General features: G+C 68.7%; 14 protein-coding genes and 1 pseudogene. 7 read left to right on the top strand and 8 right to left on the bottom strand.

The features are described from left to right. Positions 1 to 83: 83 nt before the first annotated feature. Positions 84 to 806, bottom strand: a complete 723-nt coding sequence (locus OG828_RS48620) for an SDR family NAD(P)-dependent oxidoreductase (protein WP_328499713.1) — start codon at positions 804 to 806, stop codon at positions 84 to 86. A 292-nt stretch (positions 807 to 1,098) separates the two neighbouring features. Here OG828_RS48620 and OG828_RS48615 point away from each other — a divergent pair, with 292 nt between their 5' ends. The 5 genes from OG828_RS48615 to OG828_RS48595 all read left to right on the top strand — a co-directional run bounded on the left by OG828_RS48615 (position 1,099) and on the right by OG828_RS48595 (position 6,800). Beyond that, positions 1,099 to 1,425 (top strand): hypothetical protein, encoded by a 327-nt coding sequence (locus tag OG828_RS48615; protein WP_328499714.1) that lies wholly within the window; start codon positions 1,099 to 1,101, stop codon positions 1,423 to 1,425. A gap of 552 nt (positions 1,426 to 1,977) precedes the next feature. Next, positions 1,978 to 2,823, top strand: coding sequence for an alpha/beta fold hydrolase (locus OG828_RS48610; RefSeq protein WP_328499715.1), 846 nt, complete (start codon positions 1,978 to 1,980; stop codon positions 2,821 to 2,823). Between the two features lie 223 nt (positions 2,824 to 3,046). Continuing rightward, the gene (locus tag OG828_RS48605; RefSeq protein ID WP_328499716.1) at positions 3,047 to 3,586 is read left to right on the top strand and encodes a carboxymuconolactone decarboxylase family protein; all 540 of its coding nucleotides are present in this window, start codon (positions 3,047 to 3,049) and stop codon (positions 3,584 to 3,586) included. 589 nt (positions 3,587 to 4,175) lie between these two features. Continuing rightward, a complete protein-coding gene (locus OG828_RS48600; protein ID WP_328499717.1) occupies positions 4,176 to 5,144 on the top strand; it encodes a hypothetical protein in 969 nt (322 codons plus the stop codon). Between the two features lie 366 nt (positions 5,145 to 5,510). Beyond that, entirely contained in the window at positions 5,511 to 6,800 is a 1,290-nt protein-coding gene (locus tag OG828_RS48595) for a cation:proton antiporter (RefSeq protein WP_328499718.1), read from the top strand. A gap of 65 nt (positions 6,801 to 6,865) precedes the next feature. Here the strand turns inward: OG828_RS48595 and OG828_RS48590 are convergent. Next, positions 6,866 to 7,439 (bottom strand): annotated as a pseudogene (locus OG828_RS48590) (IS110 family transposase); the annotation flags it as partial. A 3-nt stretch (positions 7,440 to 7,442) separates the two neighbouring features. Continuing rightward, positions 7,443 to 8,381 (bottom strand): SDR family oxidoreductase, encoded by a 939-nt coding sequence (locus OG828_RS48585; RefSeq protein ID WP_328499719.1) that lies wholly within the window; start codon positions 8,379 to 8,381, stop codon positions 7,443 to 7,445. Positions 8,382 to 8,924: 543 nt separating this feature from the next. Here OG828_RS48585 and OG828_RS48580 point away from each other — a divergent pair. Next, a complete protein-coding gene (locus tag OG828_RS48580) occupies positions 8,925 to 9,380 on the top strand; it encodes a transposase family protein (RefSeq protein ID WP_328504773.1) in 456 nt (151 codons plus the stop codon). A gap of 273 nt (positions 9,381 to 9,653) precedes the next feature. Beyond that, positions 9,654 to 9,995, top strand: a complete 342-nt coding sequence (locus OG828_RS48575; protein ID WP_328499720.1) for a histone-like nucleoid-structuring protein Lsr2 — start codon at positions 9,654 to 9,656, stop codon at positions 9,993 to 9,995. A gap of 360 nt (positions 9,996 to 10,355) precedes the next feature. Here OG828_RS48575 and OG828_RS48570 read toward each other — a convergent pair whose 3' ends face one another. The 5 genes from OG828_RS48570 to OG828_RS48550 all read right to left on the bottom strand — a co-directional run bounded on the left by OG828_RS48570 (position 10,356) and on the right by OG828_RS48550 (position 20,262). Continuing rightward, positions 10,356 to 10,832 carry a flavin reductase family protein gene (locus OG828_RS48570; protein WP_328499721.1) on the bottom strand — a complete coding sequence of 159 codons (477 nt, stop codon included), beginning with the start codon at positions 10,830 to 10,832 and terminating at the stop codon, positions 10,356 to 10,358. Positions 10,833 to 10,938: 106 nt separating this feature from the next. Next, a complete protein-coding gene (locus OG828_RS48565; protein WP_328499722.1) occupies positions 10,939 to 11,421 on the bottom strand; it encodes an acyl-CoA thioesterase in 483 nt (160 codons plus the stop codon). After that, positions 11,418 to 17,270 (bottom strand): type I polyketide synthase, encoded by a 5,853-nt coding sequence (locus OG828_RS48560; protein WP_328499723.1) that lies wholly within the window; start codon positions 17,268 to 17,270, stop codon positions 11,418 to 11,420. Before OG828_RS48560 ends, OG828_RS48565 begins: the two co-directional genes overlap by 4 nt. Then, positions 17,267 to 18,283 carry an enediyne biosynthesis protein gene (locus OG828_RS48555; RefSeq protein WP_328499724.1) on the bottom strand — a complete coding sequence of 339 codons (1,017 nt, stop codon included), beginning with the start codon at positions 18,281 to 18,283 and terminating at the stop codon, positions 17,267 to 17,269. The genes OG828_RS48560 and OG828_RS48555 overlap by 4 nt, the downstream gene beginning before the upstream one ends. Next, complete coding sequence (locus tag OG828_RS48550; protein WP_328499725.1) at positions 18,280 to 20,262, bottom strand: CRTAC1 family protein; 1,983 nt, start codon at positions 20,260 to 20,262, stop codon at positions 18,280 to 18,282. The genes OG828_RS48555 and OG828_RS48550 overlap by 4 nt, the downstream gene beginning before the upstream one ends. Between the last annotated feature and the right edge of the window lie 137 nt (positions 20,263 to 20,399).

Raw genomic sequence — 20,399 nt, 5'->3', positions numbered from 1 at the left:
GGGATGGGCGGACCGCCCCCCGGGGGGGGTGGGGCGGTCCGGTTGTTACGACTCTCTGCTTCCCCCTGCCGTTGTTGCCCAGCTCACGCCGGGGGCGCTCCCTGCGCGAGTTCGGCGAACTGGCGCTCAAGGATCTTGTCCGGGCCGTTGCGCCACATGTCGGTCATGGGCGCCATCGTGGCGTCGGGGAAGATGTCCTCCTCCCCCTTGTCCACCGCGTCGAAGATGGCCTGGGCGGCAGATTCGGGGGACGACTTGGGGATGGGGAGTTGGCGCGTCATGTCAGTGTCGATGGGGCCGGCCAGGACCGCGTGGACACTGACGCCCTGCCCGGCCAGGAACGCGCGCATCGTCCTCGTCAGGGAGAACAGGGCCGACTTCGAGATCGAGTAGGACGGGAAAGGCGGCAGGGGTGAGAGCGCGGCCGCCGAGTTCATGGTGATGATGGCGCCGCCGGAACGGACCAGGGCGGGCTGGAACGCCTGGGTCACGGCGTTGGTGCCGTGAAAGTTGACCGCCATATGGCGTTCGAGAATGGCGGGGTCGAACGGGATGTCGGGAAGCATGATGCCGGCGTTGTTGATGAGGATGTCGAGCGACTCGACCTGTCCGGCGGCCGCCTGGATCTGTGCGGCGTCGGTGATGTCCAGCGTCAGGGGCGTCACCCGCGCGTCGGCGTCGGCCAAGGGCTGGCGCGTGCCGGCGTAGACCCGTGCCGCCCCCCGAGCGAGGGCCTCGGCGACCAGCGCCTTTCCGATGCCGCGATTGGCCCCTGTCACCAACACAGTCTTGCCTTCGATGCCCATGCTCTTCTCCCCTGTCAGATGCCGTGGCGTGCGGTGGTGGGGCCTGGCCTGAGGGCCCCTGGTCCTGCACCCGCTCGCCGACATGGCCGTGCAGGCGAGTTCTGTATGACCGGGCCAACTTTCTTTGTCGATCGACGAACAAATCGTCCCATGGCGTTCTGGCGCGGGTCAAGGAGATCTTGTTCGATCGACAAAGAATGTGCGCGGAACGATCGGGAGCCTTCGCACTCTTCGTCGGTGTGGCGATGTGCATGAGTCCCTTGCCGGCTATTGCCAAGACGCCCCCTCGGACATGAATCTGCTGCACCGAAATATCGGGCAGTTGACCATTGCCGCGGGCGTGATCGACGACGTGGTCGGATGGTTGCTTCTTTCGATCGTCTCCGCGATGGCCACGACCGGCGTGAGCGGTTGGACGGTGGCGTCCTCGGTGGGCCTGCTCGCGCTCGCCGTCCCGGTGGCCGGTCACGCAGGCAGCCCGGCATCCGACTGGGCGTCAGTTCTTCGGCCGGGGACCACTGGAGGCCAAGGGCGCCCGACTGCTCAGGCCCGGTCGGCATCTCAACACACGGAAAAATGGCGGAAGTTCAGGGGTGGCGGGCACCTGGGGCGCATATGAGCGCGATGCTGAGTCCCAGGAGGACCCGCGCTCTGAATCCGGCGTCGGAGGTGTGAGATGCGGAGAGTGCGCGACCACACGGTGGTGGCTCCCCCACGCGCCTACTGGTCACCGGGGAAGCGCTGTGCAGCTAGCTTCAACCCCCTCTCCACGCAGGGCGTATCGGTTGAGGCGCTCGAGGCGCGAGCCCTGAGCCGATGCCTCGCCGCGGCGGCGCCAACCTCGCCCGGCGCTTCTTCCGGATCGCCGTCAGGAATACCACCGTGGCCTGGCAGCTCGCCGTGGGCGGTGACCTGTCGCTGCCCGAGGTGGCGGGGCCGCGCCCGCTCGGGTGCGGGTCGTCAACGCGTACGTCGGTCAGCTGCAGGCGGCGGGCGCCCACGATCCCGCGGTCACCGAGCAGTTCTGCGGGTGGGCGCGCTGGTCGATCCGCCTTGGCGTCTGCGGCGGCCCGCCATGGTGCTGCGGGTTGCCCCCAGCCGACTGCGCCGCAGGCTCGCCGACAGCCGCCCCGCAGGGAATATCCGTCACACCGAACGAAAGGGTGGCCCCATGACGACCTCGTCCATTCGCGAACGTGAGCTCCGCGTCGCCGGCATCCGCACCGTCTTGCGCGAGTCCGGCCCGGCCGACGATCGCGAGGCCGTCGTCTTCCTCCACGGCAGCCCCGGCTCCAGCGCCGACTGGATAGGACTCCTCGACAGCATCGGCGGCAAGTGCCGCGCAGTGGCATGGGACGCCCCCGGCTTCGGTCGAGCCGCCAAGCCGAGCGACTTCCCGCACGCTGTCGAGGGGCACGCCGCCTTCATTGGCACGGCCCTCGACACCCTCGGCATTGACCACGCCCATCTCGTCGTCCACGACTTCGGCGGCCCCTGGGGCCTCACGTGGGCCGCCGCCCACCCCGAGCGCTTCGCCAGCGCCGTGCTGATCGATACGGGTGTGCTCTTCGGCTACCGCTGGCACGCCCTGGCCCGGATCTGGCGCACACCGGTGTTGGGGGAGCTCTTCATGGCTACCGCCACCAGGCCCACATTCCGTGCCCTTTTGCGCCGCGGCAATCCGCGAGGCCTTCCGCGGGAGTTCATGGACCGCATGTACGACGACTTTGACCGCCGCACGCGCCGCGCCGTACTGCGCCTCTACCGGGCGACCGATGCCGCGGCAGCCACAGGGCCGCTCTCCGCCGTGCTGCGGCCGTTGCGCCGCCCCGCACTCGTGATCTGGGGTGCCCACGACCCGTACCTGCCCGTCGCGCAGGCCGAGATCCAGCGACGTACCTTCCCGGACGCCGAACTGGTGATCCTCGATGAGAGCGGGCACTGGCCCTTCATGGACGCACCAGAGGCCGTCGCCGCCGCGGTGACGAAGTTCGTCCAGCATGCGGCCGGGCACTGACCCGCTCTCTTCGCCGCATCGCATCGCCCGGACCGCTCCTCCCGACGGTCTCAACCACCAGCACCCCGCCTGCCCTGACCCCACCTGTGGCCCTCCGCCCTCGACACGGACCCGTGGACATGCCCGAAACACTCAGGGAGTAGTCCACTCCCCCTACGGAGGCGGAACATGGAGCGGACCCATATCACTGCCACGCCGTTCCGCTCGCGAGAGGACATCCGCCATGCCGCACATCGCCATCGACAACGATCAGCCCGGGATCCGCGGGTTGATGATCCAGCGGCCGGACACCGCCGCCCCGCTCAGCCAGTTAGCCGAGACGCTCCTGCGCTCCCCCCTGTCGCTTCCGCCCGGGGAGCGGGAGTTGATCGCCGCTTACGCGTCCCACCTCAACTCCACGCCCTTCTGCTCCGGTTCGCACGGGGCGTTCGCCGCCGCCCAGCTCGACGGCGGGCACGAGCTCGTCGACGCCGTGCTCGCAAATCCCGACACCGCGCCGATCACACCGCGACTGCGGGCACTGTTGCGGATCGCAGCCGAGGTATGCGGGCCGGTACGACCCCTCACGGCCGACACAGTCGCCGCCGCGCGGGCGACCGGCAGCGACGACGCGCAGATCCACGACACCGTCTTGATCGCCGCCGCGTTCTGCATGTACAACCGCTACGTCACCTGCCTCGATACCGAACTTCCGGACGATCCGGGCTACTTCGAGGAGGGTGCGAAGCTGATCGTCGCCCAGGGGTATGCCTCCGAGACCTGAGACGCCCGCCCACGCCGCGTCGAAACCGTGGGGGCACCGGCACCTGCTGCACCGCAGCCGGCCACCGGTGAAGTCGGTGGCGCCGAGGGTCATCAGTGGGGGCAGCGAAGACCGGCTGGCGCTGGGCGTGTACGACGAGATGCTGGTCGACCAGATCACCCTGCCGCAGGCCGGACCGATGCGGGTGTGGTCCCCTACCCGGCACGGCGTGCAACTCGCCTCCGAGTTGCACGGGCGCCGGCCATCGCGGACGGTGTCCGATCCGAGCCCTTCTCCAGCAGCCTGTCCCAGGGCAACCTGCCCTCCTCAACTGGCACGGAACCTGATCCGGAACCAAACACCAATCACAGGACCAAACGCTCAGTAGGCCCTGCACGCCTCGGGGGAGGCAGATGATCGTCGTCACGGCATACCCAAGACCGGCAAACCAGGCAGCTCGCGATCGCGCAATGACTATGGATGCTGCCGTTGGTTCAGCAAGTTGAAAGAAACCTCCTGCCCGGGTGCCGCCTACGCTCCGAGGGCGAGGGACGTACGTGCCCCTGTGCGCGACTCGTTCATCTGACGGCGGAAATCGAGGGAGTCTAGTGTGGCGCGCAGTGAAGAGCTATCGGTCTCCCACCAAGATCTTGGAAAGCAGGCAAATCCTGTCGGTGGAGTGGCGATTGAACAACGCTGGCTTATCCTGCTACTCAGCATTGGTGCAGGATTTCTACTGACGGTGGTGTGGTCCGCAGAGTTTGTGGACAAGACGATCGGTGGCAATGTCGCAAGGACCGTGCTCGGGCACGACCCGGAAGCCCCGATCTCCGGTGCGATGGCGGGTATCGTCTTCGCGTTCACTTCGGGACTCGCTGGCACGTTCACCGCTTGCAATATCGCAGCTTTCGGTGCGGTCGCCCCTCTTCTTGGCGCTGCTGGTAGCCGGTGGGGTCGTCTGGTGCAGTCGCTGAAGCCGTTGGGCTGGATGTCGCTTGGCATGCTCGCGGTGTCTGCTGTCTACGGTGCGGTGGTCGGGATCGTAGGTACTTCGATGCCGCAGTTCTCTCAGGCCGAGAACATGCCGGGAGTCCTGTCCGGCCGTTCGGTGCAGAGCATGGTGGCGTTCGGCATCGTTGGATTGGCGATGCTCTACATGGGGCTGAGCTCGCTTGGGTTTCTCCGCGATCCGTTCCTGCGCCTGCACAGTCGGTTTCCCTATGCGCAGACAGTGTTCATGGGCGCATTGATCGGTGGCTTCCTCATCGGGCGCCCTTATCCACTCTTTCGGCAACTGTTTCGGGACGCAGCCGAGAGTGGGAACCCGTTGTACGGCGCAGCGGCGTTCATGCTGCAGTCGGTCGGGAACATTGCGATCATGGCTGTGATTTTCATCGTACTGGCCGTGGCCTCAGGCGCCCGCTTGCAGACGTGGATGGCAAAGCCTGGGCGCGCGGCCGTGTTCATGGCGGTCACCCTTATCGTTGCTGGTGCCTTCACGTTCTTGTATTGGGACGTCCGCTTGCTCGCGCGCCGAGAGATTATCCCTTGGTATCCGATCGCTCCGTGGGCTGCGTAAGTGTGTGACCTGAGGTGTGCTGGCAACACCACCAGCCGCACATGGCTTTGAGCGATTCCGTGGCCTCAGCCCGTCCCGGCCCTGTCGACTGCCCTGTTCGACCTTGACGCGACGCTGTTCCGCTGCGAGTTGACCGACGACCAGCTTCCCCGCCGCCGTCCCCGGGCCGGGCCGACATCCTGGCCCAGCAGCGGGCTCAGGTCCCGGCACCGGGATGGTGGAAACGATGTAGCACTCGACCCGGCACGCCGTACGCGGAAGCAAGCCCGGCACCACTTTCAACCACTCATCCGAACCCCGCCGCGTACGGAGACCACCGTGGCCCCACCCCCGCCGATCGCCGCGCATGCGCTGCTCGTCTTCCTCTTGCAGGTCGGGCTGCTGCTCTCGGCCGCGCTGCTGCTCGGCCGACTGGCCAACCGCCTTGGCATGCCGGCCGTCGTGGGCGAGCTGTGTGCTGGGGTGTTCTTCGGGCCGACGGTGCTCGGCCATCTCGCGCCGTCCGTGTCCGCGTGGCTGCTTCCCCATACCGCCTCGCAATTCCACCTCCTGGACGCGATTGGGCAGATCGGTGTGGTGCTGCTCGTCGGCGTCACCGGCATCGAGGTCGATTTCCGGCTCGTGCGGCGCAAGGGCAGCGTCGCGCTCCGGGTGGGTGTCGCCGGACTGGTGATCCCGCTGGTCGCCGGAGTCATCGCAGGGCTGGCGGCGCCGCGTTCGCTGCTGACCGGCTCGGTGAATCGGGAGGCCTTCGCACTCTTCGTCGGCGTGGCGATGTGTGTAAGTGCCCTGCCGGTCATCGCGAAGACGCTCTCGGACATGAATCTGCTGCACCGCAATATTGGGCAGTTGACCATTGCCGCGGGCGTGATCGACGACGTGGTCGGCTGGTTGCTTCTTTCGATCGTCTCCGCGATGGCCACGACCGGCGTGAGCGGTTGGACGGTGGCGTCCTCGGTGGGCCTGCTCGTGCTCGCCGTCCTGGTGACCGCGAGCGTCGCCCGCCCCCTCGTCCGCGGTGCCTTCGCACGGTGCCAGCGCTCACCCGAGAATGGCCCGACGATCGCGACCGCCGTCCTGGTCATTGTGCTGAGCGCGGCCGCGACCCAAGCCATGGGCTTCGAGGCGGTGTTCGGCGCCTTCCTCGGCGGCCTGTTGATCGGCTCGGCGAAGATCGCGGACCTCGGCCGACTGGCGCCGTTACGGGCGGTGGTGGTGTCGGTGTTCGCGCCCCTGTTCTTCGCCACCGCCGGCCTCCGGGTAGACCTGACCATCCTCACCCGTCCGGTCCCGCTGCTCGCCGCGGTGGTCGCGCTGTTGATCGCGGTGGCTGGCAAGTTCGCCGGCGCGTACTTGGGTGCGCTGTCCAGCAAGTTGACCAGATGGGAGGCGCTGGCCCTCGCTGGCGGGATGAACGCCCGCGGAGTCATCCAGATCGTCGTGGCCACGGTCGGGCTCAACGTCGGCGTCCTCGATACGACCACATACACCATCGTGATCCTCGTGGCGATCAGCACTTCGCTGATGGCACCGCCGATCCTGCGCCGTGCAATGCCGCACATCCTGGTGACCGAGGAGGAGAGGGATCGGCGGCGGGCACTGGCTGTGTTCCGCGACCCGCGCCCAAGTGTCGACCCTGACTCCGAACCTGCCTGAATCCCGATCGGCCGGACCCGACGCGAGAGTGCAGCAGGGGTACCTCTATGTCTTCGCCAAGCGAGGCGTGGGGTTCTGGGTTCGTGGCGGGTGCTGTCGCGGAGTGTCGCGAACAGCACGTTGATCGGTTGCCGGGCGAGCCGGAGGCTGGCCTGTATGTGAGTCTTTCCTCTGCTCCGGCACTTGTCGTAGTAGGTGCTGGCGGCGGGATCGTGCAGAGCGGCGAACGCGGACAACATCGAGCGATTGAGTTGCCGGTTGCCGCCTCGGGGGGCGTGTTCGCCGTGGATCGAGGTGCCCGACGGCTTCGTGGTTGGAGCAAGGCTGTGATCTGGGCTTCCGTCGCCCTTCGCTGTTCGTGGACCGCGCGCCGGGCGAGCGGACCAGCGAGGGGATCACGATGTCGAGTGTGCCGGTGCCCGGAACGACGACGGTCTGCTCGTCGAGGGCCTCGGAGATGTCGTCGATCAGCCGCTTCGCCATCCGGGGCGCCTTGGGCCGGATCACCTCGATGAGCCTGCGGCGGCCACCTTTTCGCAGCGCGGCCGGGGATCCGTAGCGTTCCAGCAGCCAGGTGACGCGTGATGGTCGAGCCAGGGATCCGAGGGCGCGCTCCAGGCTGAGGGCGAACGGAACCAGGCGTCACCCGGACGTGGTACCGCCCGACAGCAGGTCCTCGTACCCGTTGCTCACCATCGCCTTGCGCTGGAGGTCCGCGTGCACGCGCTGCAGTTCGCCGAGGAAGTCCGCCGCACCGGCGACGGGCAGGCGCACCGGCCGCTCGCTGCTGGGGGTGTCGACCAAGGCGGCTATCGCGTCGGCGACCTGTTGGTTGTCCGGCAGGCCCGGCTCGTCGACGAGGTGCCCCTCGGCGCGGTCTGCCAGGTCGCCGTATTCGGCGAGGCGGCGGGCGTCCTCTCGCCCGAGCTTGTCGCGGTAGCGGCGGTAGTAGCGCACGCCGTTGGGGTCGGCGAGGTCAGTGTCGTACGCTCCGGGCTCGAGGATGACGAGGTCCACGCCGGACCGGCGCAGCTCGTACCGGCTGGTCTCGGCCATCGCCTCCATGGCCCACTTCGTGCCGACGTAGGCGCCGATGAAGGGGAGGACGATCCGGCCGAGCGCTGAGGTCGTCTGGACCACCAAGCCCTCCCCTTGGGCGCGCATGGCCGGCAGCACGGCGCGGTACATGCGCAGCTGGCCGAAGACGTTGGTGTCGAAGACGGCACGCACGTCGTCGATCGTCATCGTCTCGAGGATCGCGGGATAGAAGATGCCTGCGTTGTTGGCGAGGACGTCGATCCTCCCGGCGCGCCGCAGGACCTCGCGGACGCCGCGCTCGACGGAATGGTCGTCGCGGATGTCGATATCGACCACCTCGAGGGCGAGGTCCTCCTTGGCCGCAGCAGTGCGCAGCTCCCGCGCGGGGCCAGCGTTGCCGTTGCGGGTGTCGCGCATGGAGGCGAACACGCGGTGGCCCGCGCGGGCCAGGGTGAGCGCGGTTAAGTAGCCGAAGCCGCTGCTGGTGCCGGTGATCAGCGCTACCTTGATGCGGTCATCTAACGGCTTTTGCGTCGTCGCCATGGAATCCCCCGATGTGATGGCTGCCTCGACCGCTGCAGCCTGCCACCCTCCACCAATGATCCGCAACAGGAGTGTGCGAATTAGGACGACGGAATCAGCCGGGCGGAGAACTTATGACGATCATGTCGCAGTACTTGCCCGGGAGAACGCCGTCGGCTCGTCCCGGCGCCCGTGCCAGATATGCAGGTTGAAGAAGAACCGGTAGCGGCATCCGGCGCGGTAGCAGACCACGCCGGCGACGTTGACCCATAATCGGCGGGATATCACCCGGCCGCGGGCACCCTCCATGGTGCTGCCTGCAGCCGCGGCGGTGCCGGCTGGCTGGGCCGACGAGCAGCCACTGGGGCGGCTATGACGTCGTAGTTCCGGCTCTGGCACAGATCTTGGGGAGGGGACACGGAAGGTCATCGCGGTGTTCGATTGCGAGGGGGTGATCTCGCGTGAGACGGCGTACGCTTCGCCATCAGACAGACGGTAGTGACGCTCCATCAGGTCTCTCCGGGCCTTCACGGTCGTCGACTGCGACCGGTGACTGTGCTGGTTATGCAGGCCGATTCATCGTTCTGGGACTCGCTGCTGTTCGACGGGATCGACGACGTGGACATCGAGGCGGTGAACGCTGTCTTCAGTGCCGTCGACGCAGTAGCGAGAGACCGGGCGGCGGGCGCAATCTGTCCGGACTGCGGTGGGTTCTCGGAACGCGTGCATGACTCCTACCAACGCAAGTTGAGGGATCTTCCGCTTGGTGGGCAGGGTGTTGTCATCTGCGGGTCCGGCGCTTCATCTGCGGCGACGCGAACTGATTCGCGCCGCACCTTTGCCGAGCCGTTCGCGCAGCTGACCGTTTCGCACGCGCGCTTCACCACTCGCTGTCGAGCCGCACTCGCTCTCCTCGCCTACCGGTCGGCGAGGAGAGCGGATGCGCGCCCACCATGCCCTGGTCCACGGCCTGTTGAGCAAGGGGATGGGGCTCCGTGTCATCGCCCGCCACCTGACTGAGGGCGGCATACCGTCCAGCAGTATGCGCGCGCCGCCCGCCGGCAGGACATGGTTACCGGACGCAGTTCCCGCCCCAGCCGCCTCGACATGTACCAGCCCTACTTGCAACGCTGTATCGACGAAACCAACGGCACGATCACCATCATCGAGTTACGCGAGGGGCTGCAGCCTGAGCACCTCGATGACTTCGTGTCAGTCCGGAGAAATAGCGGTACAGGAGCCCGACCGCTTGTGATTGCCGGATGTGGCTGAACGTGCTCTACGATCCCCTTCATGGCCCAGAAGGTAGTCACAACATATGTGGATGACTTGACCGGCGAGGAATCGTCGGAAATCGCCACGCACAGCATCCTCATCGACGGAGCTGGGGTCGAGATCGACCTCACGGATGAGAACTACGAGAAGCTCCTTGAGCTCTTGAATCCGTTTCTCCATGCTGACGGCGCTCGGAGGATTCGCGGTGCCGCGAAGCTGAAAGGGAAGTCCAAGGCGTCGACTGGCGGCAGGGACGACTCGTCGGCGATCCGGGCTTGGGCGAAGGCAAACGGCTTCGAGGTCAGCGATCGCGGTCGTGTTCCGGCCTCCGTCCGCGAGGCCTACGAAAAGGCTCGCTGACACTCGTCCAGTAGATGGTGGCCCCCGCTGTTGCGGGGCTACCGGGCATCTCGCGGTCAATGACCGCACCCGTAGCACACACGAGGGCCGCTCGAAGCTCACACCAAGTTGCCCTGCGATCTCGTGCATCGTCCGAACTGGCATCTCGGCCGTGATATCACCGCAGCAATAGGGAGTTACAGTAGGCAGTCGGCGGGACTGGCCAGGCAGCGGTGAAGATGGCCAAGCACTACGGCACGACGGTGATCGCCACCGCCTCGCCGGGCAAGCACGAGACGGTGCGCGCCGTGGGCGCCGATCACGTCCTCGACTCGCGCGGCCCGACCTCGCCGCCGACGTACTGGGTGGACCGGCGGCGTGTCACGCCTCCTTGGTACGCAGAGCGTGGAAGCCGCCGTCGTAAAACAGCAGGGCGTCGTGCTCGTCCCGGACGCCCATGTCGAGGACTTCGCCGACGAAGATGGCGTGATCGCCGCCGTCGTAAGTGGCCGTGAGGGAGCACTCCAGCCAGGCGAGGGAGCCTGCCACGACGGGGGATCCGGTGAAACGGCCGGGTGACCATTCGATGGGGGCGAACTGTTGGATGCCGCGAGGGCGGCGGCGGTCGGCGAAGTAGCGCGCCAGATCCTCCTGGTGCGTTGAAAGCACCGACACTGCGAACGACTTGCGATCGAGGACGGCCTCGTGCATGGCCGCCTCACGGAGCACGCAGATCAGCACGAGCGGCGGGTTCAGAGACACCGATGTGAACGAGTTCGCGGTCATGCCGTGCGGCGTGGCACCGCCGGTCGTCACGACGGTGACGCCGGTTGTGAACCGGCCGAGGACGCGGCGCATGCCGTTTCGATCCAGCTCAGTATTCCGGTCCAGCCCGTCACTCGGAACTCGTTCGCCAGATGTCGCGAGTCCCGTGACGGACGCTTGGTCGGAGTGGGCCATGGCGTCAGTCACTGTTCACGACGTCGGCGAGCACGAGCGGCCGGGGTGCGGGAGCGGCCGCGCTGTAGGGCTCCAGTGCCTTGCGCAGCGAGGCGGGCACCTTGGCCGGACGGGTGTCGGTGTTGGGGCCGCGCATGCACGCGATCCGCTGCCGCCCCCGCGCGACCAGGTCCTCGAGCCCGTCGCGCAGTCGCACGTAGTCGAAGGCGAACCCGATCTGGGTCTGCGTGAGGTCCTCCAGGCGCATCCGGATCGACAGTTCGTCGAATGCGGTGATCTCCGCCAGGTACTCGCATTCGCACTTGAGAGTGAACAGCTTGAGATCGTCGCGGATCTCGTCGAGCACGTCGGGCGCGTGCTCGCGCAGGAACATCTCGCGGCACCGCCCCTGCCAGCTCAGGTAGTTGACGTAGTAGACGTTGCCGACGAGGTTGGTCTCCTCGAACCCGACGAGATGCCGGTATTCGTAGTACGGTCGCGTGATCATTTACCGCTCTCCTTCGACTCCGTCAGCATCGTGAAGACCACAGGTTGGGCGAGCCCGCGCAGCGTCGTGGGGAACGTCGCGATCCGGGCGGCACCCGAGCGCAGTACGACCCAACGGTCCGCCGTCGGCTCGGAGACCTCGACCAACCCGGCGCGCACGTGGCCGGTCTTGCGCAGGCATTCCTGCGCGCCCCAGATGCGCGTGGCGGCGATCGACAGGTCCTCGCCGCGCTCGCTGGCGACGAGTTCGGCCAGGGCGAATCCCTCCGCGCCGAGCAGGTCGGTCCACTCCTGCGCCGACCGCTCCACGGCCTCCTCGACGTCGCACCCGACTACCCGCTCCGCGGCCACCGCGAATGTCACGCCCGCACCGTGCGAGGAGGAGACCTCGATCCCTCCGTCGGCCTCGGGCCTGCCGTCCGGCCGGTAGCTGAGGGACGGCTCGCGGCCGAGCGCAAGGCCGAGCGCCCGTACGGTCCTCCCGCGCCGACCGGCCACGTCGCCGGTGGCCTCGCCGCCGTCCGGCCAGACGGCCGTGCGGAGCGCGGTCGGCAGCACCGTTGCGGACCGGCGCTCGAGGTACGGGCCCAGCAGCGCCGGCGTCCATGGTCCCGCGCCGTCCTGTTTGCGGACGGCCTGGAGCCGCAGTCCCTCCCAGCGTTCGACGAGCGCGCCCGCCGGGTCGCGGACGTCGAGGTCGTACACGTACGTGTCACCGTCGCGGGAGCGTTCGGCGGCGTGGAGCGTGACCCGATCGAGCGTGCGCATGCGGGCCGGATCGGCGAGGTGGAGGCGCTCTATGGCGGCGGGCAGCAAGGTCGCGTCGGGCACGCAGCACTGGATCGCGTGCATGAGCGCGTCGCGTGTGCCCGGGTCGGCGAGGACGAGGTTGGACGGCAGGAACCCGCCGAACCACGGCTTGGCCGCCGCGTTGGAGAGGTCGGCCACGCAGCGCTTCGCGGCCAGGTCTCGGTAGCCCAGGAGCCGCTGGAACCGGTCGCCCTGGAAGAGCACCGGGCCGTAGAGATCCTCCATCGGCGCTAGCGGCACCCGGACCGCCGCGGGCGCCGCCGGGGGCGCCGTGTCGTCCGGTGCTGGCACGTCGAAACGGAGGGTCGCCCGGAAGTGATCCGCCTGGAAGGTGGTCTCGTCGCTGCGGATCACCGCCTGCACGGTGCCCTCCTCGGTGACGAGTGCGGCGATCCGGATCGTGGTTTTCCCGTCGACGGGGACGACGATGGGACGGAGGAACTCAACATCCTCGAGCACCGGGGGGCCGGGTCGGCCGGTCAGCGCAGCGGCCGCCTCGGCCATGGCCTCCATGCCGAACACTGCCGGGAAGAGCAGATCGCCGTCGAGCAGGTGGTCGGCGAGGTAGAGGTCGTCGTCGGCGGAGAGGTCCGCGTCGACGACGAGCTCGACGCCGGGATAGTGCACGCGGGGCCGGTCGACGAAGCGCAGCAGCGGCAGCTCGCGCGGCTCGAGCGTGATGGTGGGCAGGCTCTCGGCGCGGCCCATGACCACGACCGAGGTGGGCGCATGCGGGTCGGCGAGCAGTCGCCGGAGGACGGCGACGCCTTCATCGGGCGGGATCGGCCGGATGCCCTCGCGCATCAGTGACTCCAGCACGCCGAGGCGCTCGCCCATGCCGGTGCCCGACCAGACTGACCACTCCAGTGCGAGGCAGCGGCAGTTCGGGTACTCGTCGCGGATCCGGTACGTGAGGTCGGTGAGCCAGTCGTTGGCCGTGGCGTAGTCCGCTTCACCGCGCAGTCCGGCTCGGCCGATGATGCTGCCGAAGGTGACCAGGAGCCGGAGCGTGGCCGGGTCCGTGGCGGCGAGCACGGTTTCCAACCCTGTGATCTTCGTCGCGAGTGTGCGCCGGAAGGAGGACTCGTCGAGGTTGGCGAGCGCGTGTGGCACGTTGCGGCCGGCGCCGTGCAGGATCGCCGTCACCGGCCCCAGCGTCCGGCGGACCTCATCGACCGCTGACTTGACCTCGTCCGCGGAGGTGATGTCGGCGCGCACGTACCGGTGACTCACGCCTGCGGCGGTCATGCGGGCCAGGTTCGCTGCGAGCTCCTGGTCGGCCTCCGGGGCGGAGCGGCCCATGAGCGCGATCGCCGTGCCGGTGGTACGCGCCAGGTCGAGCGCGCATTCGGCGGTGATGCCTTTGCCGCCGCCGGTCACCAGCAGCACGTCCTGCGCGCCGAGGGCGGGCGGCCCGCCGGGTCCGTGCCGCGCCGGCAGTGGGCGGAGCAGCGGGATGCGGCGTGTTCCGGCCTCGTCGTACACGGTCTCGCTGAAGCCCGCGGTCGCGGCGATGTCGGCGACGATGCGCGGCACGATCTGCGCCACACGCTCGGCCGGCATCGGCTCCGGCAGGGGCAGGGTGACCAGGGTCGTGGCGACGGTGGGGGCCTCGAGGTGGAGCGTCTTGGCGAGACCGGCCGCGCCCCGCCGGTCGCCGACGATGACGAAGCGTCCCGGCGCGCCGGGTGAGAGGGCGCCGCGCGCGGCGGCGAGCATCACTGGCACGTGGCTTTCGTCGCAGCCGTACGGCAGGCAGAGCAGCACCCCGCCACCGAGCCTGGCCTGCCGCAGCGCGGTGTGGAGGGCCGGCGCGAGGGGGTGCCTGTCGGCGGCGAACAGCTGCCAGTCACCGTCGGCCGGCGCAGTGACCGCCGGCCCGGGTTCGGCTGGGACGAGATCGACAGAGAACGCGCGCACCCAGGGGCCCGCGCCGGTGATGTCGGTCGTGGCGTGCTCGTCTCCGGCGCGCGCGGTCTCGCGCAGTTCATCGAGCATCTCGGCCAGTTGCGCCAGCGTCGACGTCGCGAACGCCGAGGTCGCCAGCGGCGTCGTCAGGCCGAGTTCCCGGGAGGCCTGGGTGACGATCTGCCCGACGGTGATCGAGCTGAGGTGGAGTTCGTCGATGGCGTTGCTCTGCGCGCTCACCGCCTCGAGAGGCAGCTCGGCCCGCTCAGCTGCGAGTCGCCGCAGGACGGCCAGCGTGTCGACGCCGTCTCCCGCTGTCGGCGCGTCGGGAACCTGCGCCACGGGAGCCTGCGCAGCGTCAGGTGCTGCGAGAACTGGCAGATCGAGACCCGGCAGATCGCTCTCCGGCGCCGATTCGCAGGGGCTGGCCAGGAAGCGCAACTTCTTGTCGAGCGGGAACGGCCGCGTGAAGCGGTCGCGGAAGAGCACATGGTGGCGGACGGGCGCGCCGAGCGCATACGCGATGCCCACCGCGTGCAGCAGTCCGGAGAGCGACATGCTGTCGGCCTCCAGCGACACCGCGGGCACACCGGGTGCGATCTCTCCGGCAAGGCTTCGCAGGATCCTGCCGGGCCCGACCTCGATGAGGAGGTCGACCTCTTCGGCCATCGCCCGGACCGCTTCAGTGAAACGCACCGGGTCGAGAACCTGACGGGTCAGCAGGGCGGATACTTCGGTCTCGGCCGGCAGGACGGCGCCGGTGACCGTGGAGACCACGGTCCGGGCGAGCGGTGCGAAGGACTCGCCCCGCAGATGGTCGCGGAACGCGGTGGCCGCCGGGGCGACGGCCTGTGAGTGGAACGCGTGGGAGACCGGAATCCCGGTTGCCGAGTAGCCCTGGCCGGCGGCGCGTTCGCAGACCCGCTTGACGGCGTCGGCCGGTCCGCTGACGACCGTCTGCCGGGGGCTGTTGTAACCGGCGATCACGACCGGCTCGCCGATGAGAAGTGGGACGACCGCCTCCGGTGGCGCGACGACGCTCGCCATGGCGCCGCCGCCGTCGCTCGCCTGCGCCATGATGCGGCCACGCGCCGCAGCCGCGCGGAGCAGGCCGGCCTCGTCCATCGCGCCCGCCCAGTGAAGTGCGGTCAGCTCGCCGAGGCTGTGGCCCGCGGCCGTGACGGCCTCGATGCCGAGGCTGGCCAGCACGCGCAGGCCCGCGACGGACGAGGTGACGATCCTCGGCTGGGCGTTCTCGGTGGCGACCAGGTCGGCGCTGGAGGGCATCGGCAGGGTGCGGTAGAGCTCGTCCACGTCGGCGAACCGCCGCCGCAGCGCTCCGCCGTCTCCGCGTCGGCCTGCTCCCTGCCCGGGGAAGAGGAATCCGATCCGCGGCGGCCGCGCGGAGGTGCCCAGGAAGACGCCGCGCGTGACGTCGAGGACGGATCGGGCCCCGTTGTCGAGCATCGTCAGCAGGGTGGCGAAGCGCTGGCCTGCCTCCTCGGGATCGCCGGCCACGATCGCGGCGCGGAGCGGACGGTCGCCCAGCTCGCGCTCGAGTGTGGCCGCGAGGTCGCCGAGTTCGGCGAAGGAGAGCCTGCCGCACAGCTCGGCCAGCTGCGCGACACGACCGCGCAGAGCCGAGAGATTCTCCGCGTCGACCAGGAGCAGCTCGACGTCCTGCCGGGACCGCGTCAGCGTCTCGACCGTCGGCCCGAGCCCGGCGTCGGGAGCGCGGTCGGCGTGCTCCACGACGACGTGTGCGTTGATGCCTCCGAACCCCATCGACGAGACGCCGGAGCGGACGGGGTAGCCGACCGGCCACGGCTCCGGCTCGAGCGGCACACGCAACGCGGGCCGCTCCCCCGTCAGCTCAGGGTGGGGGTCGAGGTGGCCGGTGGCCGGCGGGATGACCTCGTGGTGCACGGCGAGGATCGCCTTGATGAGGCCGGCGACGCCTGCAGCCGCCTTGGTGTGGCCGATGTTCCCCTTGATGGTGCTGATCGCCGCCGCCGGCGCCGCGGGGTCGGCGGCGCGGCGCGCCTCGCTGAACGCCCGCAGTTCGGTCGCGTCGCCGACGGCGGTGCCAGTGCCGTGGCCCTCGAGGTAGGCGACGGTCTCGATGCCGTATCCGGCGGCGTCGTAGGCGCGCCGCAGCGCGAGCCGGTGTCCGGCGGCTTCGGGCCGGGTGATGCCGCCCTTGCCGTCGGAGGAGTAGCCCCAGCCGGCGAGCGTGGCGTATCGGCGCAGGCCGCGCGCGACTGCGTCCTCGTCGCGCATGAGCACGAGCATGCCGCAGCCCTCGCCGGGCCAGAACCCGTTGGAGGCGCGGTCGTACACGCGCATCTCGCCGGTCGCCAGGGCGCCGGTCTTGGCGAAGCCGATGACCTCGAACGGGTCGATACTCAGGTCCACGCCGCCCGCGATGGCCACCTCAAGCTGGCCGGTCGCCAGGGCGTTGGCCGCGGTCGCCACCGAGAGCAGCGAGGAGGAGCAGGCGCCGTCGACGGTAAAGCCGCCGCCGTGGAGGTCAAAGTGGTTGCAGACGCGTCCCGCGATGGTGTTGGCGAGGCCGCCAGCCAGGGTGTCCTCATCGATAGGCGGGAAGGCGCTCTTGTAGCGCGTTTCGAGCCCGGCCAGGAACGTGCCGAGGGCGGCGTCGTCCCAGCCCTGCTCGCGCAGGGCGGCGCCGACCGTGCGGCGCACGTACGGCCAGCGCAGCCGCATGAGGTTGGCGCGGCTGAATTCACCGGTCAGGGTGTTGCCGATCACGACGCCGGTGGCCGACCGCGGCAGCCCTTCGGCGCCGGGGAAACCCGCGTCCTGCAGGGCGCGCGCCGCGGTGTCCAGTGCCAGCCAGTGGGTCATGTCCGTGGACCGGAAGGTGCTGCCTGCGACCCGGTACCGGATGCGGTCGAACTCGAAGCCCTCGAGGACGGCGGCCTTGCGCGTGTAGAAACGGTCGGGCGCCGCCGGGTCGGGTGAGTAGTAGTCGTCGAGGTTCATGCGCTCGTCCGGCAGCCGGCGGAACGCGCGCCGACCGGCGAGGACGTTCTGCCAGAGCTGCTCGGTCGAGTCCGCGTCGGGGTATCTACAGGCGATGCCGACCACGGCAATCCGGTGACCGCTCATGCCCGCATCGCCCCCGTCGTCTCCGGCACCCGAGCCGGCACCTCCCCGTTCACCGTCGTGGCGTCGGGCTTACGCCTGGACCGCAGGCGCTGGACGAAGGAGGCACCCCACCAGCCGAGGCCGCGGGCGGCGCAGACGATCGTGAGCGCGATGAAGAGGGTGTAGGTGATGTCGAGTTCCATCAGGATCCCGTAAACGAACGCGACGGAGCCGCCGAACATGAACTGGGCGCGCCCTGACATCGGCGTCGTGCCCGGGTCGGTGATCATGTAGTTGGTGAAGAGGACGAACGCGACGCCCGTCATCGAGCCCAGTGCGGAGAACAGCGCGACATCCCAGATGCCGTGCCGCACGAAGGCCTGGATGGCAAAGCCGCCCATCCAGCCGACGATCAGCGGCACCTTGCGGGTGAGCATGGTGTTGAGGACGGTGCCGGCCGTGGCGATGATGAGCGCGATCATCACCCGGAAGAACGTGTTCGCGTTCTCAGTGAATTGGTACGGCGGCGCAATGCTGACCCAGCTGAAGCAGACCAGGACCATCGTGATGCCGAAGTTGGACGGGTTCATGAAGTGCCGCATCCGCCCGTTGATGGGCGCCTGGAACGCGTGCTTGCCTGCGACGCCCACGAACACGCCGAAGATGACAGGCAGGATCTGGTTGTTGGCGTAGAGCAGCATATTGACGGCGAGGGCGGTGATGTGCGCCGGTAGGAGGAACTCGTACAGACCGCGCACTCCCCCGCCGAGGAACCGCGGACGCCGCTGGTACGCCCACGCGCTGATCAATTCGAACGTGATCTCGGTCGCGTAGCCCGTCAGCAGGGCGAAGACCGGCCACAGGTAGGGCTGCTCGAAGCCGAGCAGGGTGTAGCCGAACACGTTGAAGACGGTGATCGACATAGCGAAGTTGCGCAGCGCGAGATACCGCGGATCAGGCTTCGGCTTTACGGGCTTGGCCGTCGCGCTCGACGGAGCGGTGTCGGCCTGAGAGGGGTGCGCGACAGCGGTCATCGGCTCGAAACCTCCTGGGCGGTGTCGGTGAGCATGAGGGTGTGGACGCCGGGCTTGAGCTTCAGCGCCTGCTGGTGGAGGCCTCCGTCGACGTCACGCCACTGGAGGTCGACGGACACGGGGCCGCTGTACGAACCGATCCCGAAGTGGACATCGAAGCTGCGGAAACCGACGTGGCCGCCGCCGCCGTCGAGCTGGGAGATCTGGGTGCCCTGCGGCGTCGTGATCTTGACCTGGGCGCCGTACGCGGGCGTGCCGATGGCCGCGAGGCCCTTGCCGGCCTTGGCCGGATCGGTAGACGGACGGTAGAGCTTGAGCTCGAGCGAGTTGCCGCGCTCCGGCGCCCGGTTGGCGTAGAACGCCGGCGGTCCCCACTGCCGGGCCACGGCGAAGTCCAGGGTGCCGGTGCCGGTCGTGTCGCCGGTGGCGACAGCGCGGGTCGGGGTCGGCACCGCAAGGCCCAGCTCGGAACTGATGTTCACGTAGGTGCCGCTGGAGTTCTTGGCGTAGAAGGCGAGGGCCTCGTGGCCCGAGACATCGTCGCCGGGCTGGAAGTTGGGCCACATCGCCGGGTTGCTCAGCAGGACGTCGTTCTCGGTGGCCGCCTCCTGCAGCCAGTTCCACCGATTCTCGGTGCCTTTGATGAAGCCGGTTGTCTGGATCACGTCCTGTTCGCCGTCGTTTCGGAAGTCACCCGTCTTGACGTCCCAGCACCAGCCGGTCCACGCCAGGCCGTGCTGCTGGGCCTCCTGCGTGAACGGGGCGACGCCCTTGCTGAGCTGCTGCCTCATGTCGGCGTCGTTCGCGGCCTTGTTGATGAAGAGCAGGTTGCTCTCCTGCAGGCCCCAGGCGACGTTGATGTTGGGGACGTAGAAGTCGAACCTGGCATCGCCGTTCAAGTCGGCGAAGTCGACGCCCATGCCCTTGAAGGAGCCGTCTCCGACCACGAACGACTTGGGAGTCGTCCCCGTGCGCCGGCCCTTGGCCTCGCTGAATTTGATGTGGCCCGGGGTCGATTCGTTGTACAGGAGGTGGCCGTGGCCAAAGTCGTTGGCGATATAAGGTTCCGGCAGGCCGTCACCGGTGAGATCCGCCCCGGAGATCGCGAGCGTCCAGCCCGTCGATATCTCGAACGGGATCGCACCCTCCTCCTTGACGTAGTCGACGGTCGGGTGGGGGCCCGAGGTCGCGCCGTTCCAGCGCAGCACGTGGTCACCGCCGGCGTTGTCCCCGGACGAGAGGCTGTTGGTCATCGAAACGTTCTTCAGGCCGTTCGGGTCCAGCACGTCCGAATCGGGGAAGTAGTTGCCGATGATGATCGAGGGGTGCCCGCTGCCGTCGAGGTCCGCGACGTAAGCGGCGTCGGTGTTCCAGCGCGGGCCGTGGTACTTGCCGTCGGACGACTGCGAGGGCACGAGCTCCTGCCGCACGTACGCGCTCGGCGAGGGCGTCGTGGCGGTCGACTTCGGCAGGAACAGGATCGGGGTCCGTCCCCAGTACGTCACGAGGAAGCCGATACGGCCGTCGCCCGTAAAGTCGCCGGCCGCGCAGCCGGTCGGCGCCATCGTGTTGTCGTACGGCAGCGGCGCCGGGTTCAGCGTGAACGGCGTGAACCGGTCGGCCGCCGGCGCGGTGGGCGTGTACGTCACGATCACCGAGTTCGTCCGGGTGTCTACGATGCACATGCCGTTCGCGCGGCCGTGGCCGGTGACGTCGTTGATAGCGACGCTCGCCCCGACCGCCGAGATCCAGGAACGGATCTTCTGGTACGCCGGGTTCACCTCCCGGATCGTGTTCATGGGCTGGTCGTTGTAACCGGGCGGCAGCGCGATGGGCAGTTCCTGGAACTTGTACTGCGCGGCGGTCTGCGGACCGCCGGACACCGTGACCGCATTGCTTGCGCCGAAAAACAGCGACACGCCGACAACAAAGGCCAGCACTCCCGGCACCAGCCGACGAAGACGCTTACTCAGCCTCACTGCGCTCTCCTCTCGAAACAACGGTCATAAGGTGCGGGGCGTCTCCTCGGATGGGCAGCCGGACACGTGGCCCGAACACCACGCAGTCGGATAAGGCTGGGTGTGAGGCCTCGAATGTGTTCCGTCGCACGCGGTCC

This window comes from Streptomyces sp. NBC_00457, assembly GCF_036014015.1.
Lineage (GTDB): Bacteria > Actinomycetota > Actinomycetes > Streptomycetales > Streptomycetaceae > Streptomyces.
This window is presented reverse-complemented; position numbering and strand designations above follow the sequence as displayed.